The 14,485-nt window shown below is 47.6% G+C and carries 10 protein-coding genes, 2 tRNA genes and 3 rRNA genes; 9 read left to right on the plus strand and 6 right to left on the minus strand.

From position 1 onward, the window contains the following. Nucleotides 1–7 precede the first annotated feature (7 nt). From AB1611_21530 to AB1611_21570, 9 genes are all read left to right on the plus strand, one after another. The gene (locus tag AB1611_21530) at nt 8–772 is read left to right on the plus strand and encodes an HAD family hydrolase (protein ID MEW6382166.1); all 765 of its coding nucleotides are present in this window, start codon (nt 8–10) and stop codon (nt 770–772) included. 34 nt (nt 773–806) lie between these two features. Next, entirely contained in the window at nt 807–1,403 is a 597-nt protein-coding gene (locus AB1611_21535) for an SIS domain-containing protein (GenBank protein MEW6382167.1), read from the plus strand. Nucleotides 1,404–1,476: 73 nt separating this feature from the next. Further along, the gene (locus AB1611_21540) at nt 1,477–2,148 is read left to right on the plus strand and encodes a transaldolase family protein (GenBank protein ID MEW6382168.1); all 672 of its coding nucleotides are present in this window, start codon (nt 1,477–1,479) and stop codon (nt 2,146–2,148) included. A 114-nt stretch (nt 2,149–2,262) separates the two neighbouring features. Continuing rightward, on the plus strand, nt 2,263–3,474 hold the full coding sequence (locus AB1611_21545; GenBank protein ID MEW6382169.1) for a nucleotidyltransferase family protein: 1,212 nt from the start codon (nt 2,263–2,265) through the stop codon (nt 3,472–3,474). 163 nt (nt 3,475–3,637) lie between these two features. Then, nucleotides 3,638–3,925: a PqqD family protein gene (locus tag AB1611_21550; protein MEW6382170.1), complete on the plus strand. Its 288-nt coding sequence runs from the start codon at nt 3,638–3,640 to the stop codon at nt 3,923–3,925. 12 nt (nt 3,926–3,937) lie between these two features. After that, nucleotides 3,938–5,005 carry a radical SAM protein gene (locus AB1611_21555; GenBank protein ID MEW6382171.1) on the plus strand — a complete coding sequence of 356 codons (1,068 nt, stop codon included), beginning with the start codon at nt 3,938–3,940 and terminating at the stop codon, nt 5,003–5,005. Nucleotides 5,006–5,079: 74 nt separating this feature from the next. Further along, a complete protein-coding gene (locus AB1611_21560) occupies nt 5,080–5,244 on the plus strand; it encodes a hypothetical protein (protein ID MEW6382172.1) in 165 nt (54 codons plus the stop codon). Between the two features lie 116 nt (nt 5,245–5,360). Then, entirely contained in the window at nt 5,361–7,451 is a 2,091-nt protein-coding gene (locus AB1611_21565; protein ID MEW6382173.1) for a chitobiase/beta-hexosaminidase C-terminal domain-containing protein, read from the plus strand. 77 nt (nt 7,452–7,528) lie between these two features. Further along, a complete protein-coding gene (locus AB1611_21570) occupies nt 7,529–8,437 on the plus strand; it encodes a hypothetical protein (protein ID MEW6382174.1) in 909 nt (302 codons plus the stop codon). Between the two features lie 46 nt (nt 8,438–8,483). On the opposite strand, the gene AB1611_21575 is transcribed toward AB1611_21570, so the two are convergent. From AB1611_21575 to AB1611_21600, 6 genes are all read right to left on the minus strand, one after another. Further along, the gene (locus AB1611_21575) at nt 8,484–9,089 is read right to left on the minus strand and encodes a hypothetical protein (GenBank protein MEW6382175.1); all 606 of its coding nucleotides are present in this window, start codon (nt 9,087–9,089) and stop codon (nt 8,484–8,486) included. A 100-nt stretch (nt 9,090–9,189) separates the two neighbouring features. Beyond that, nucleotides 9,190–9,305 (minus strand): 5S ribosomal RNA (rrf, locus tag AB1611_21580). A gap of 99 nt (nt 9,306–9,404) precedes the next feature. Beyond that, a 23S ribosomal RNA gene (locus tag AB1611_21585) occupies nt 9,405–12,414 on the minus strand. Between the two features lie 239 nt (nt 12,415–12,653). After that, nucleotides 12,654–12,729: transfer RNA gene (locus AB1611_21590), tRNA-Ala, on the minus strand. A 13-nt stretch (nt 12,730–12,742) separates the two neighbouring features. Next, nucleotides 12,743–12,816: transfer RNA gene (locus AB1611_21595), tRNA-Ile, on the minus strand. Between the two features lie 65 nt (nt 12,817–12,881). Beyond that, nucleotides 12,882–14,444: ribosomal RNA gene (locus AB1611_21600) — 16S ribosomal RNA — on the minus strand. Together the 16S, 23S and 5S rRNA genes with 2 tRNA genes alongside form the textbook arrangement of a ribosomal RNA operon. Nucleotides 14,445–14,485: the final 41 nt, after the last annotated feature.

A 14,485-nucleotide genomic window follows, 5' to 3' on the forward strand; every position in this document is an offset into this window, starting at 1 on the left:
AATTACCATGAAAGGAATGAAAAGAGCAGTATTTCTCGACCGGGATGGGGTAATTAACGACATTATCTATCACCACGATATCGGGGTAATCGATAGTCCCTTTACCCCTGAACAGTTTCACCTGATCGATGGAGCGGCGCAGGCCATAAAGGAGATCAAGGGGAACGGTTTACTGGCTGTTGTAGTCAGCAATCAGCCTGGTATAGCCAAGGGGCATTTTAATGAACATGTCTTAGATCTGATTACGGAGAAAATGATAGCTGATCTGGCTCTTGAAGGGGCAAGCCTGGATGATATTTATCTGTGCCTTCATCATCCTCAGGGAAGCGGGAACGGGAGCGGAGATCGCCGGTATGTGATGGACTGCACCTGCCGAAAACCAAAACCAGGCCTACTGATCGAGGCAGCCAACAAGCACCGGATAAACCTTGAGGCCTCATATATGATTGGTGACAGCGTGACGGATATTCAGGCTGGAGCCGCTGTAGGATGCACTACTTTCTTGATTGGCCGGCCTAAATGTGATTTGTGCCGGGTTATAGAGAAAAGTGGAGTGAAACCGGACTTTATTGTGCCCAGTCTCCTGGAGGCGGTAAAGGTCATCAGGTACCGGGAAAATCTGAGAATCAGCTATCAGGAGATATCTGACGGGATATCTCTGAAGAATGAAGTATTTATCGATGAAAATCTCTATATTCACGAAGACCGATCGGACAAGAGGAGTTATGTAATCGGAGGGTTTCCCGGCAAGGAACAGGCAGGGAGAAAATAAACGAGAAATGAAGGTAAGGAGAATGAATGGCATCATGGATTATACAACTGATTATTTTTTAGAGATGCAGAAAATTATCGGGCTTTTACAAATTTCGGAAATAGAAAAAATGATCGACCTTCTGGCTGATATGAGAGCAAAGCAGGGAAGACTTTTTTTCCTTGGTATCGGAGGAGGAGCGGGAAATGCATCCCATGCAGTGAACGACTTTCGCAAGATTGCCGGTTTTGAAGCCTACAGCCCTACGGATAATGCCTCTGAGCTGACTGCCCGCATTAATGATGATGGATGGGAGACGGTATTTGTCAGTTGGTTGAAGGGAAGCAGAATTAAGGCTGGGGACGGATTATTTATCTTTTCTGTCGGCGGTGGAAACCTGGAGAAGAAGATCAGCGCCAACCTTGTATACGCGGTCCAGTATGCTCATGAGGTTGGAGCCAAGGTTCTTGGCATAGTAGGCCGTGACGGTGGGTACACGGCACAGGCAGCGGACGCCTGTGTGGTTATTCCAACCGTTAACCCTGAAACAGTTACTCCCCATACGGAATCATTTCAGGGGATAATCTGGCATTTAATCGTTTCCCATCCTAAAATGAAAGTCTCGGAAATGAAATGGGAATCGGTCAAATAGAGATATATTCATGGAGTAATACATTCAAATCAAGGAACACGAGAATGACAAGGTTATCAAAGAGAGGTCAGGAATGAAAATTTTTATTGATTCAGCAAACCTGAAAGATATTGAAGAAGCACTCAGAAGAGGATTTCCCAGCGGAATCACTACCAATCCCTCGATCCTGGCGAAAGAGCAAAAATGTGATTTCAAGGTGCATATCCATAAGATTATCCAATTGGTAAAGGAGTATGGCTATCACAATATTCCTCTGAGTGTGGAGGTTTTCTCCACCGAAGCAGCCGAGATGGTCAGGCAGGCCGAGGATTTTGTGGAGGAGTTTCACTACGAGAATCTCAATATTAAGATCCCTATTGGCTGGGATGAATTATCCGTGATCAAGCGACTGAAAGACAAAGGTATCAAGGTAAACTGCACCTGCTGCATGTCGTATAATCAGGCTGTCATGGCGGCTGATGCAGGCTCGGATTTTGTAAGCCTCTTCAGCGGCAGGATCAGGGATATCGGTCATGATTCCTCGGCGGTCATACGTGCCGTGAAGAGGACCCTCATAGAATGGGGATGTCCGTCAAAGATCATCGTCGGCAGTATCCGTCACATTGCGGATATTAATGAAGCCATGCAGGCTGGAGCAGATATTGTTACCGTCCCGCCCAAGTTTTTCATCCAGATGTGTTCCCATCCCAAGACTACCGAAGCTGTTAACCAGTTTATGAGCGACTTCAAGGAGTGGCTGAAGTAATACCTTTATCAGGTAGGCACAAAGGAGCAGAGGCACAGAGAAAAATGAAAAACAACTTTGTGCCTCTGTGCCTGCTGTATGCGGGACATACACACCAGGAAACCGCAGAGAGAAATGGCTAAAGAGGAAAAATTCTTTTTAGCTTGCTTACGCTTTTTTCTTCAGAAGACAGGTTCACCAGATGAAATCCGAAGCTCCATGGGAAAAAATATGGATTGGAACCTCATCCTCTCCTGGGCACAGTCGCATGGGGTTCATCCTTTACTTTATCACGTCCTGAAAGGAGTGAACTGGACAGGAATACCGGGGCAGGTCAGGGAGAGACTGGAGAGTAACTTTCGGGCAAACATGGCCAGAAACCTCATTCTTTCGGCAGAAACAGATAAGGTGCTGATGGCCCTGGAAAAACGGGGGATAATCAGTGTCCCCCTGAAAGGGATTTTTTTGTCAGAGGAAGTCTACCCGGATATATCATTGAGAGTGGTAACTGACATTGATCTGCTGGTTCGGGAAGAAGACCTGGCCGGGGCTGAAGAAGCACTGGTAGAGCTGGGATATTGCCACGATCATTCTATCAGGCAGGTCCTTATTCCGAACAACTGCTACACCCTGCATATGGAGAAAGGAGGGCGAACAGGCCACAACCTCTGTGTTGAGCTGCACTGGGGGCTGGCCAACAGACGGGATTATGTCCTGCCTATGGAAAGCTGGTGGGAGACAGTCTTTCAGAATACCCGGAATAGATACTATCTGAATGGGATAAGCTGCTTCCGGATGGAACCGGAAATACTGCTGCTCTATTTGACCATTAACGCTCATATGTCTCGATATGCTTTCCTCAAACAACTTGTCGATATCGCTCAGGTTATCAGCCATTATAAGCACGACATGGATTGGGATAAAGTGATAGGCATGGCCTGTGAGCTTGGCCTTCTCGACAATCTGGTTTTTGCCCTGGGTCTGGTCTGTCGAATGTTTGACCTGCAAGTATTGCACGTGGCAGACGAATTATCCAATCGGTTGGCCTCAGGGAAGCAAAGGATATTTCAGGCGCTTTTTCGGGAGCAGAGACTTGTTCATGGCAAGATGGGTCAGGACCTTCGCCAATTCATCTTATTGTTTTTGCTCGATGAGAAGGTGGTTATCAGGTCAATTTGGAAGGTGATATTTTCCTCTCGGCAGGCTATTGCGTACCGTTATGGGTTATCTCCTCAATCTTATAGTACCTCTGTATATCTCATTCTCAATCCCTTGCTTTCCCTGTATCGATTACTTCGAGGGTTTATTGTCGATTCCTGGGCGGGTAAGGGAATTGGAAGGAGTTAAAATTTATAAATAAAATTTAATATTTAAAATATATTCTTTAAATAATAGATAAAAATAATAGATATAATTTTTTTGATCATGATTAATGTTTTATATTGAAATTTGATTAAATATTAACTATAATGAATATGAACAATGAATATCAGGAGATTATTTTATGCTTATGAAGTATATCGCAAAGAATGAAAATACAGCTTCGCGAATAATCGATGGGCAGGCAGTGATCATGACTCTGGGAGACAACACCTTGCATACCTTGAATGGTGTGGGATCAAGAATATGGGAGTTGTGCACCGGTCAAAAAACCATTGGAGAAATTATCGGCGTGATCCAGTCTGAATATTCAGCCAGCCCTGAAAGTATCAGGTCGGATTGTGAGATTTTTATTCAGGAGCTTTGTACGAAAGGAATATTGATCGTGCAGGATGAAAAAGCGTCAGAGAAGAATTAGGTACCAATTATAATGGACATTATATCCTATACCCTGGAGAAAAAAATTCCCATTGCTGTCCAAATGAACTTAACCAGGAAATGCAATCTCCACTGCATCCACTGCTGCGTAGGGAAGAGGAGGAAGACACACAGGGACCAAAACGACAGGGCTGGCTCGGAGTTGAGCCTGCTGCATATTCAGCGGGTTTTCAAGCAATTGGTTCAGGCCGGGTGCCTTCTTCTCACGCTGTCGGGGGGTGAGATCTTACTTCGGGAGGATCTGATTGATATTATAAGCTGTGCCCGGAGTATGGGCTTTGCGGTTAAGGTTTTTACCAATGGAACCCTGATAGGCAGGAAGAATGCCGAAGCGTTCCAGAGGATGCACCTCCAGGAAGTTCATATAAGTCTGTATGCTGCTGATGCTCATATCCATGACATGATCAGCGGTGTTTCCGGCTCCTGGACGAAAACCATGAAAGGAATCCGTCTTCTGAGAGAAGAGGGTATATCGGTGAAGGTAAAATGTCCTATCATGAGGCAAAACCTCTCCGAATATCGGAGAGTGCATGACCTGGCAGTGAGTCTCGGAGCAGATTATGCCTTTGACCCTGTCATCACAGCCCGGGATGACGGTAACTGCGACACACTCAAGTACCGCATTGGCCAGGAGGACTTACGAAGAGTTTTGGCTGATCCGATATTTCAGGGTGAACGGAAAAAGGAGAATGGAACACGAGAGAGCTTTGCCTGTTCGGCAAGTATGATGAGTGAAGAAGTGCCCTGCAGTGCGGGGCACTATGTCTGCTTCATCTCTCCTGAAGGTGATGTTACTCCTTGTGTTCAGTTGCCCATTTTCTGCGGCAATGTGCGGGATCATGACTTTAACTGGATATGGCATCATTCACCGCAGATGCTCAGGATACGTAAACTGCGGATGAAAGATATTCGTATCTGTAATGACTGCAGTTACCTGCCCTGGTGTGCCAGGTGTCCTGGCTTAGCCTATCTTGAGGATGGAGACCTTCTTGGGCCTTCCAGTGCCGCTTGCTGGATGGTGAAAGCGAGAGAAGAGGAGAAGCGTTGTAATCAGCTATGATTAAAATCCAGGCATTACCATATCAAGCCATCGTTGTAAGCTAGGTTATTATCAATGTATAAGGAGGTAGGATTATGGAACAAAAGAAAACGCTGTCTGAAAAAACAGAAGTCAAAAAGGCTTATGAACAACCCCGGATAGTTTCCGAGGAAGTATTTGAGACCCTGGCTCTTGCCTGCTGCAAGAGCAATGCCTGTTTGCGATACGGTCTTCCCAGGGGACTGCACGGCGTAAGTTGATTGACTAAGGTCGGCCTTTTCAGCCTCGATACCATTTTTCTCAGAGTGAAAATGCCGATATATCCCCCCGGCTTTTCCTGAAACCTGCCTTTGAACCATAATGAGGAAGAAGAAAAATGAAATGTATGCCTTTTAAAATCCTGACAGCAATGTTGTGTGGATTATTTTTTCGTATATGCCTGTCTGTAGGGTATATGCCCAATGCCTATGCCCAGGATATTGCAGCAGAGGGTATTGCTTCAAGTCCTCCTCAGGAGAAGACTTCTTCGGGAGTCTCGGTAATAGAAAATATCGAGTACGACCCGGTAACTCAGATCTATACTTACACCTATACATTGAGAAACCTTGGTAAAAACCTGGTCTGGTGGTGGGGGATATGGTATGAGGAAGATCCTCAGGCCATCCTTGATGACTCTCAGGCAGATGAGCAGGGCTTCACACCTGCTGATGTGACTGACTGCTCGCCCGGATGGAAGAACACTGCCCCTCAAAACCGTATGGGGTATTATTTATATAATGGCCCCAACGGAGAAATGGGCTTTTATTCCACCTATGCCAGCGACTTCCGGTCCGGTAACAGCCCCATTGTCCCTGCCGGGAACGATCTCCCGCTCATCGGAGGACAATGGGGATGGAATGGGCAAGGGGCTAATATTCTCACTGCCTATGGTATCCAGAAAGGACAAACAGGCTATTATGTAATTCGATCCACAAAATACTTCCTGGATAATAAAATGTTTTTCTATAATACGAAAGATTATTGGAATTCATATTACGATAGCCAAACCGGACAACTCATTATCAGAGGATTTGAATTTGTTTCTACTACTCAGCGCTCTTACAGCATATCGACATCGTCCGGAGAACCTCTGCCGGCCAGCCCAGACGATCCGGTCCTCCCTGAGATCGACGGGGGTGATGGCTGGCAGGGAGATGATTCAACCAGACAGGTAATATCCTCTCCTCCAGCAGCCGTCCTGGCCACACCTGTTCTTTCCCCCTCATCCGTCACGTTTACAGGTTCAATGTCCGTATCAATCACCTGTGCCACGCAAGGTGCTATCATCCGCTACACTAAAGACGGCAGTGAGCCGACAGTAGATTCCCCTGCCTATACTGCTCCCCTGACACTGACAAAAACAACTACTCTTAAGGCAAAGGCTTTCAAGAGCGGCTATACTGCAAGCGACACCGCAAGCGAAACCTACACTAAGTTGGAAAAGGCAGCTATTCCTTCCATTTCGCCAGTATCGCGAACCTTTAGTGATTCAATTACCGTATCACTGACCTGTACGACTCAAGGGGCTGCTATCCGCTATACGATTGATGGCAGTGAACCGACTGAAACCTCTTCAGCCTATTCAACTCCCTTGATCCTGACCAGCACCACAACCATTAAAGCGAAAGCCTTCAAGAGCGGTTTCAACCCAAGTGATACCGTAAGCGGAACCTATACGAAACTCATAAAACAAGTAGCTACCCCCGGCTTCTCTCTCCCATCTGGCATCTTTCATGGTTCAGTATCTGTGTCGATCACCTGTGCTACCCAAGGGGCTATTGTCCGCTATACAACTGATGGCAGTGAGCCGATTGAGAATTCGCCAATCTATACCGCTCCTCTGACCCTGACCAGTACCACCACTATTAAAGCTAAGGCATTCAAGGATGGTTATACTCCGAGTGCTGCCGCCAGAAGTACCTATACGGAGGAAGTTGAAACAGTGGCCAAACCTGCGTTCTCTCCCCTGCCTCGTACTTTTACCGATTCAGTAGCCGTGTCGATCACCTGCGCCACTCAAGGGGCTACTATCCGCTATACGATTGATGGCAGTGAACCGACCGAGAATTCGCCAATTTATGCCGCTCCTCTGACTCTGACCAACACCGCCACTATCAAAGCTCAAGCTTTCAAGAGTGGCGATGTTCCGAGTGATGCCGTGAGCGGAACCTACACCAAGTTGGCAGCGCCAAAACAGCCTGCGACTAAATTTTCGGATTACTCCAGCAGTACTACTACTACTATCACCTTGTGGAACCAACCGTGGTCATATTCATATAGCAGCATCGCTATGGACTATCAGCCCTGGTCTTCAACATCCTCAAGCTGGAGTTATCAGCCCTGGTCTTCCACTTCAAGTTGGGATTATCAATCATGGTCATTTACCACTTCAAGCTGGAATTACCAGCCATGGTCTTCTAATTTTTAAATTTTGCTGAGTATACCTTTCATTTTATTTCACCCTGATAGGCCCCTGATCCCCATTCATGGGGATCAGGGGCCTATTTGTGTCTATTCTTAAATACTATTCAACTCAACATACATTCTAACCCGGCAGGGAAGCAAAAAATGCGTAACTTCAAATTGGAAATCGGGGGTATACCACTAATAATTAAGTCCTGTGAACCGTGGTTTATTCAGATGATAGCTGAAAAATATCGAGACTTTGCTTTATTGTGCGGTTTGAAAGAAGAAGGTATTTTTCAAACATCCCGTTCAAGTTCTCATCCTCCCGTTCATCTGCAGATTGACATTCGGCAGAAAGAATCGGAGAAATGGAATGATATGCTCGACGAAACACTTTGGGTGGATGTTTCATATCATAATAAGAAGTTTATCATTCGGAGACCTGATCTTGAGGGGGACATCGATTTTGATAACCGGATTGCCCGCGTTACCAACAGGGCAGCGGTTTACAGTTTTGATTCCTTTTTGCGAATTCTCTATTCCCTGTTCCTTGTTCAAGAGGGAGGGTTCCTCCTTCATGCTGCCTCAGTTGTAAGAGATGGTCAGGGGTATCTGTTCATGGGAAAATCCGGAGCAGGAAAGTCCACTATTGCCATCCATTCTTCTAAATACACAGTCTTAAGTGACGAGATTTCCCTGGTTAAAAAGGCAGGTGCCGATTATCTGGTCTACAGCACTCCTTTTTGGGGGGAGCAGGAAATTAAGGGCAGGAATTATTTCTCTCCTCTTGCTGGGATTTATCGATTAAAGCAGAGCTCTCAGTTGCTGACGAGAAAATTGTCCGAAAGGGAGGCATTGTGCAGATTGATGGAAAATATCTTATATTTTAGCCGGGAACCTTTTCTGACCAGACAATTATTTCAAAACTGTACTGATCTAATCCAGCAAGTAGCAATTTATGAATTGGAATTCCAAAAGGATAGTTCATTTTGGAATATGATCGGTTAGACAATGAAGAGGGTAGGAGGGGGTAGGAGGGTAGCTTGCGCTTTTATCAGTTTCCTTTGAGGTTAAAAAAGGAGCACAGAAAATGAAAAGCATACCAAAATCCTTTCCGGAATGCTCTATAAGAAAAATCCTGCCATTGACTTTTCCCGCCTTTTTGATTTTCTCTGCCCTTTTCTAATAAGGCATAAATCCTTCCAGCCATTTTATAAAATTTCAACAGCTTCTGATTTCGCTTCTGCCATAGGACAGGTTGTAATCTGGGGGAAAGCTCCGAATGACCTTCAATATTCATCACAATGGCCGCGATCTCATCAGGATAGCATACTTTTGGAAAATAATCATTATCTCCCTTTTCCCAGAATAAAAGCCGGTTTTTAAGGCAAAATCTGCCTACAATTCTGTGGATTATTAAGGTGCCCGCTGCTGTGGAACTACTTCCTACGTCATTTTCCTGCTGAAATGTCAGGCCATTTTGGCAAAAATGGTGAGTGCTTGGGGGCTTTCTTTTTCTTAAAATAACTATCCTGCCTACCTGGAGATCAGATTCAGGGCTAAAATCTGTCCAGACTTTAGCCGATAGGGTTTTGCCATCAGGAAATAGCCCTTTCATGCTATCTCCTTTGATCTTAACTTGCCAGATATCAGTTGTCATTTCAAGGATAGTGGATGGTTATGGGTGGGTGATGCATTTTGTGCATCAATACAAAAACAGCCCGCAAATAGTATATCTGCGGGCTGTTTTCAGATATTAGCCTCGGCAGCGACCTACTCTCCCACCTCGATATAAGGCAGTACCATCGGCGCAGAAGAGCTTAACTTCCGTGTTCGGAATGGGAACGGGTGTTTCCTCTTCGCCATAGCCACCGAGAAAATGTAAGTCAAGTTTTTGATCTTTGCTTTTGGGGTAAATGGAGATTGAAGGAGGGCATCTTGCGCATTTACAAAGAATGCAGGGAAAGAAAAGAGTATGGTCAAGCCTTTCGATCTATTAGTACCGGTCAGCTCAACATATTACTATGCTTACACTCCCGGCCTATCAACCTTGTCATCTTCAAGGGATCTTATCTCATAAAGAGGGGATATCTCATCTTGAGGTGGGTTTCCCGCTTAGATGCCTTCAGCGGTTATCCCTTCCGAACATAGCTAACCAGCGGTGCCACTGGCGTGACAACTGGTACACTAGAGGTCCGTCCACTCCGGTCCTCTCGTACTAGGAGCAGAGCCTCTCAAATATCCTACGCCCATGGTAGATAGGGACCGAACTGTCTCACGACGTTCTAAACCCAGCTCGCGTACCGCTTTAATTGGCGAACAGCCAAACCCTTGGGACCTGCTTCAGCCCCAGGATGCGACGAGCCGACATCGAGGTGCCAAACTTGGCCGTCGATATGAACTCTTGGGCCAAATAAGCCTGTTATCCCCGGCGTACCTTTTATCCGTTGAGCGACGGCCCTTCCACTCGGAACCGCCGGATCACTAAGCCCTGCTTTCGCACCTGCTCGACCTGTGTGTCTCGCAGTCAAGCTCCCTTATTGCCTTTGCACTCTGCGTGCGATTGCCAACCGCACTGAGGGAACCTTTGGGCGCCTCCGTTACGCTTTTGGAGGCGACCGCCCCAGTCAAACTACCCACCTGACACTGTCTCCGATCCGGATTCACGGACCTGGGTTAGTACTTCAAATTAATAAGGGTGGTATCTCAAGGTTGGCTCCACTCAGGCTGACGCCCAAGCTTCTCCGCCTCCCACCTATCCTGCACATACCAATTCAAAGTACAATGTCAGGCTATAGTAAAGGTGCACGGGGTCTTTCCGTCTAGCCACGGGTAACCGGCATCTTCACCGGTGCTACAATTTCGCTGAGTCGCTCGTTGAGACAGTGCCCAGATCGTTACGCCATTCGTGCAGGTCGGAACTTACCCGACAAGGAATTTCGCTACCTTAGGACCGTTATAGTTACGGCCGCCGTTTACTGGGGCTTCGGTTCAAAGCTTCTCCCCAAAAGGATGACCTCTCCCCTTAACCTTCCAGCACCGGGCAGGCGTCAGTCCCTATACATCGTGTTGCCACTTAGCAGAGACCTGTGTTTTTAGTAAACAGTCGCCTGGGCCTGGTCACTGCAACCCCCTCGTGCTTCTCCTCACGGATAACACTAGCGGGGCACCCCTTCTCCCGAAGTTACGGAGCTATTTTGCCGAGTTCCTTAACGAGCGTTCTCTCAAGCGCCTTAGGATTCTCACCCCACCCACCTGTGTCGGTTTACGGTACGGTCACCTCACAGCTCACTAGAGGTTTTTCTTGGCAGTATGGGTTCAGGTAGTTTATGTCCCTCTAAGGAGACTCCCCATCACCTCTCAGAGTATATGCTATCCAGATTTGCTTAGATAGCCTCCTACGGGCTTAGACCTCGCTATCCAATCCGAGGATACCCTACCCTCCTGCGTCACCCCATCGCTCAAACGCTGCTTTGGTGGTACAGGAATATGAACCTGTTTCCCATCACCTACGCCTTTCGGCCTCGGCTAAGGATCCGACTAACCCTGAGCGGATTAACCTTCCTCAGGAAACCTTAGGTTTACGGCGACTCTGTTTCTCACAGAGTTTATCGCTACTCATGCCAGCATAATCACTTCCATACAGTCCACCAGTCTTCCCAGTCTGACTTCAACCCGTATGGAACGCTCCTCTACCAAAGAAGTTTTTAACCTTCCTTCCGTAGCTTCGGTGGTAAGTTTGAGCCCCGTTATATTTTCGGCGCAAGATCACTAGACCAGTGAGCTATTACGCTTTCTTTAAAGGATGGCTGCTTCTAAGCCAACCTCCTGGTTGTTTAAGTAATCTCACATCCTTTCCCACTTAACTTACACTTTGGGACCTTAGCTGACGGTCTGGGCTGTTTCCCTTTCGACTATGAAGCTTATCCCTCACAGTCTGACTCCTCCAGTAACATGTTGACAACATTTGCAGTTTAGTTGGACTTGGTAACCGAGATGGCCCCTTATCCATCCAGAGCCCTACCGCTGCCACTGAATCTGGAAGGCTAGCCCTAAAGCTATTTCGAGGAGAACCAGCTATCTCCGAGTTTGATTGGCCTTTCACCCCTACCCACAGCTCATCCAGGACATTTTCAACTGTCAAAGGTTCGGGCCTCCACATGCTTTTACACATGCTTTACCCTGGCCATGGGTAGCTCACCCGGCTTCGGGTCTACTCAATACAACTTGTCGCCCCATTCGGACTCGCTTTCGCTACGGCTCCACCTCCATCGGCTTAACCTTGCTGCACTGAGTAACTCGCTGGCTCATTAAGCAAAAGGCACGCGGTCTAGCTGAAAACCTCACGGCCTCATAGCTATTCCACTGCTTGTAAACATTTAGTTTCAGGTACTTTTCACTCTCCTCACCGGAGTACTTTTCACCTTTCCCTCACGGTACTTGTTCACTATCGGTCGTCAATGAGTATTTAGCCTTAGGAGGTGGTCCTCCCGGATTCACACAAGACTCCACGTATCCCGTGTTACTTGGGTGCCTGATCACAAGAGTCTGCTACCCTTTCGCTTACCGGACTTTCACCGTCTATGGTTAGCCTTCCCAGACTATTCAGCTAGAATGCAGTTTTTTAACTCCCTGGAGAATCTACACCTTCTCCCAACCAGGTCCCTCTACCCCGAACATACAACGCATGTAGGCTATCACGTATGTCCAGTTTAGGCTCTTCCCCGTTCGCTCGCCGCTACTGAGGGAATCGATTTCTCTTTCTCTTCCTCAGGGTACTGAGATGTTTCAGTTCCCCTGGTTCGCCTCTACCCCCTATTTTATTCAAGGATAGATGCCGGAATATTACTCCCGGCCGGTTTCCCGATTCGGGTACCCCCGGATCTATGTCTGTTTGCGACTCCCCGAGGCTTATCGCAGCTTACTGCGCCCTTCTTCGCCTATTGACGCCAAGGCATCCACTAAATGCTCTTAGTAGCTTGACCATACATTTTCCCTTGTATGTCAAAGAATCCTTCGTCTAATTTACCCTAGCAAAGATTCAATTTTCAAAGATCTAAAAAGAAACCACACAGACCCAAACTCACCAAAGATATTCTCTCTCTCTCTTCTTTTCTCTGTGTCTCTGTGCCTCTGTGGTTGCCTTTCTTTTTTTCACATATTACCCCTTCATGGGTATCTTTCAAAAACCTTTTTTCTTTTCTCTTTCCTGCTTTCTCTTCTATGGTGGAGATGAGCGGGTTCGAACCGCTGACCTCCTGCTTGCAAGGCAGGCGCTCTCCCAACTGAGCTACACCCCCTTTTTCTCTGTTATGGGCCTATCTGGACTTGAACCAGAGACCTCACGCTTATCAGGCGTGCGCTCTAACCAGCTGAGCTATAGGCCCAACAAAAAGGGAGGGTATCGCTATTTCGCTTATCGTCAATCTCAATGGATTCTTTCAATCCTTAGAAAGGAGGTGATCCAGCCGCAGGTTCTCCTACGGCTACCTTGTTACGACTTCACCCTAATCACCAACCACACCTTCGGCATCTGCCCCCCTTGCGGGTTAGCCCAATGACTTCTGGTGTAGCCGATTCTCATGGTGTGACGGGCGGTGTGTACAAGGCCCGGGAACGTATTCACCGTGGCGTGCTGATCCACGATTACTAGCGATTCCGGCTTCATGAAGTCGAGTTGCAGACTTCAATCCGAACTGTGACTGGCTTTTTGAGATTAGCTCCGCCTCGCGACCTTGCATACTCTTTGTACCAGCCATTGTAGCACGTGTGTAGCCCTGGACATAAGGGCCATGAGGACTTGACGTCATCCCCACCCTCCTCCGGTTTATCACCGGCAGTTCCCTTAAAGTTCCCAGCGCGACCTGTTGGCAATTAAGGGTGAGGGTTGCGCTCGTTGCGGGACTTAACCCAACATCTCACGACACGAGCTGACGACAGCCATGCAGCACCTGTGTACCTGTCCCCAAAGGGAAAATGCTATCTCTAGCACCGTCAAGTACATGTCAAACCCAGGTAAGGTTCTTCGCGTTGCTTCGAATTAAACCACATGCTCCACCGCTTGTGCGGGCCCCCGTCAATTCCTTTGAGTTTCATTCTTGCGAACGTACTCCCCAGGCGGGACACTTAATGCGTTAGCTGCGGCACAGAAGGAGTCGATACCTCCTACACCTAGTGTCCATCGTTTACGGCTAGGACTACCGGGGTATCTAATCCCGTTCGCTCCCCTAGCTTTCGCGCCTCAGCGTCAGTATTAGTCCAGAGAGCCGCCTTCGCCACCGGTGTTCCTCCCAATATCTACGCATTTCACCGCTACACTGGGAATTCCACTCTCCTCTCCTATACTCAAGCCCAGCAGTTTTAGACACAATTCCATGGTTAAGCCATGGTCTTTCGCATCTAACTTACCAGGCCGCCTACACGCCCTTTACGCCCAGTAATTCCGAACAACGCTTGCCCCCTCCGTATTACCGCGGCTGCTGGCACGGAGTTAGCCGGGGCTTTCTCTGGTGGTACCGTCAAACCATTACGTTCTTCACGTAACAGCACTTCTTCCCACCTAACAAGACTTTACAACCCAAGGGCCTTCATCGTCTACGCGGTATTGCTGCGTCAGGGTTTCCCCCATTGCGCAATATTCCCCACTGCTGCCTCCCGTAGGAGTCTGGGCCGTATCTCAATCCCAGTGTGGCCGTACACCCTCTCAGGCCGGCTAACCATCCTCACCTTGGTGGGCCATTACCCCGCCAACTAGCTAATGGTACGCGAGCGCATCCTGAAGCGAAAGCTTTCATGAAGAGGCCTTCTTTGATTAAAGCTGCATGCGCAGCCCTAATGTCGTAAAGTATTAGCACTCCTTTCGGAATGTTATCCTCTACTCCAGGGCAGCTTGCTCACGCGTTACTCACCCGTTCGCCACTTTACTCAGGGCCCGAAGGCCCCTTTCTCGTTCGACTTGCATGTGTTAAGCATACCGCCAGCGTTCGTTCTGAGCCAGGATCAAACTCTCCATCAAGTTTTATCCCTATCCTAAATTCCTGTCCGCAAAATAGCGAT

Source organism: bacterium, from assembly GCA_040755755.1.
In the GTDB taxonomy this organism is placed as follows: Bacteria; SZUA-182; SZUA-182; order DTGQ01; family DTGQ01; genus DTGQ01.

Coding starts and splice junctions, on each gene's coding strand:
- AB1611_21530 (MEW6382166.1), top strand. CDS start 8: ATGAAAGGAATGAAAAGAGCAGTATTTCTCGACCGGGATGGGGTAATT.
- AB1611_21535 (MEW6382167.1), top strand. CDS start 807: ATGGATTATACAACTGATTATTTTTTAGAGATGCAGAAAATTATCGGG.
- AB1611_21540 (MEW6382168.1), top strand. CDS start 1,477: ATGAAAATTTTTATTGATTCAGCAAACCTGAAAGATATTGAAGAAGCA.
- AB1611_21545 (MEW6382169.1), top strand. CDS start 2,263: ATGGCTAAAGAGGAAAAATTCTTTTTAGCTTGCTTACGCTTTTTTCTT.
- AB1611_21550 (MEW6382170.1), top strand. CDS start 3,638: ATGAAGTATATCGCAAAGAATGAAAATACAGCTTCGCGAATAATCGAT.
- AB1611_21555 (MEW6382171.1), top strand. CDS start 3,938: ATGGACATTATATCCTATACCCTGGAGAAAAAAATTCCCATTGCTGTC.
- AB1611_21560 (MEW6382172.1), top strand. CDS start 5,080: ATGGAACAAAAGAAAACGCTGTCTGAAAAAACAGAAGTCAAAAAGGCT.
- AB1611_21565 (MEW6382173.1), top strand. CDS start 5,361: ATGAAATGTATGCCTTTTAAAATCCTGACAGCAATGTTGTGTGGATTA.
- AB1611_21575 (MEW6382175.1), bottom strand. CDS start 9,089: ATGACAACTGATATCTGGCAAGTTAAGATCAAAGGAGATAGCATGAAA.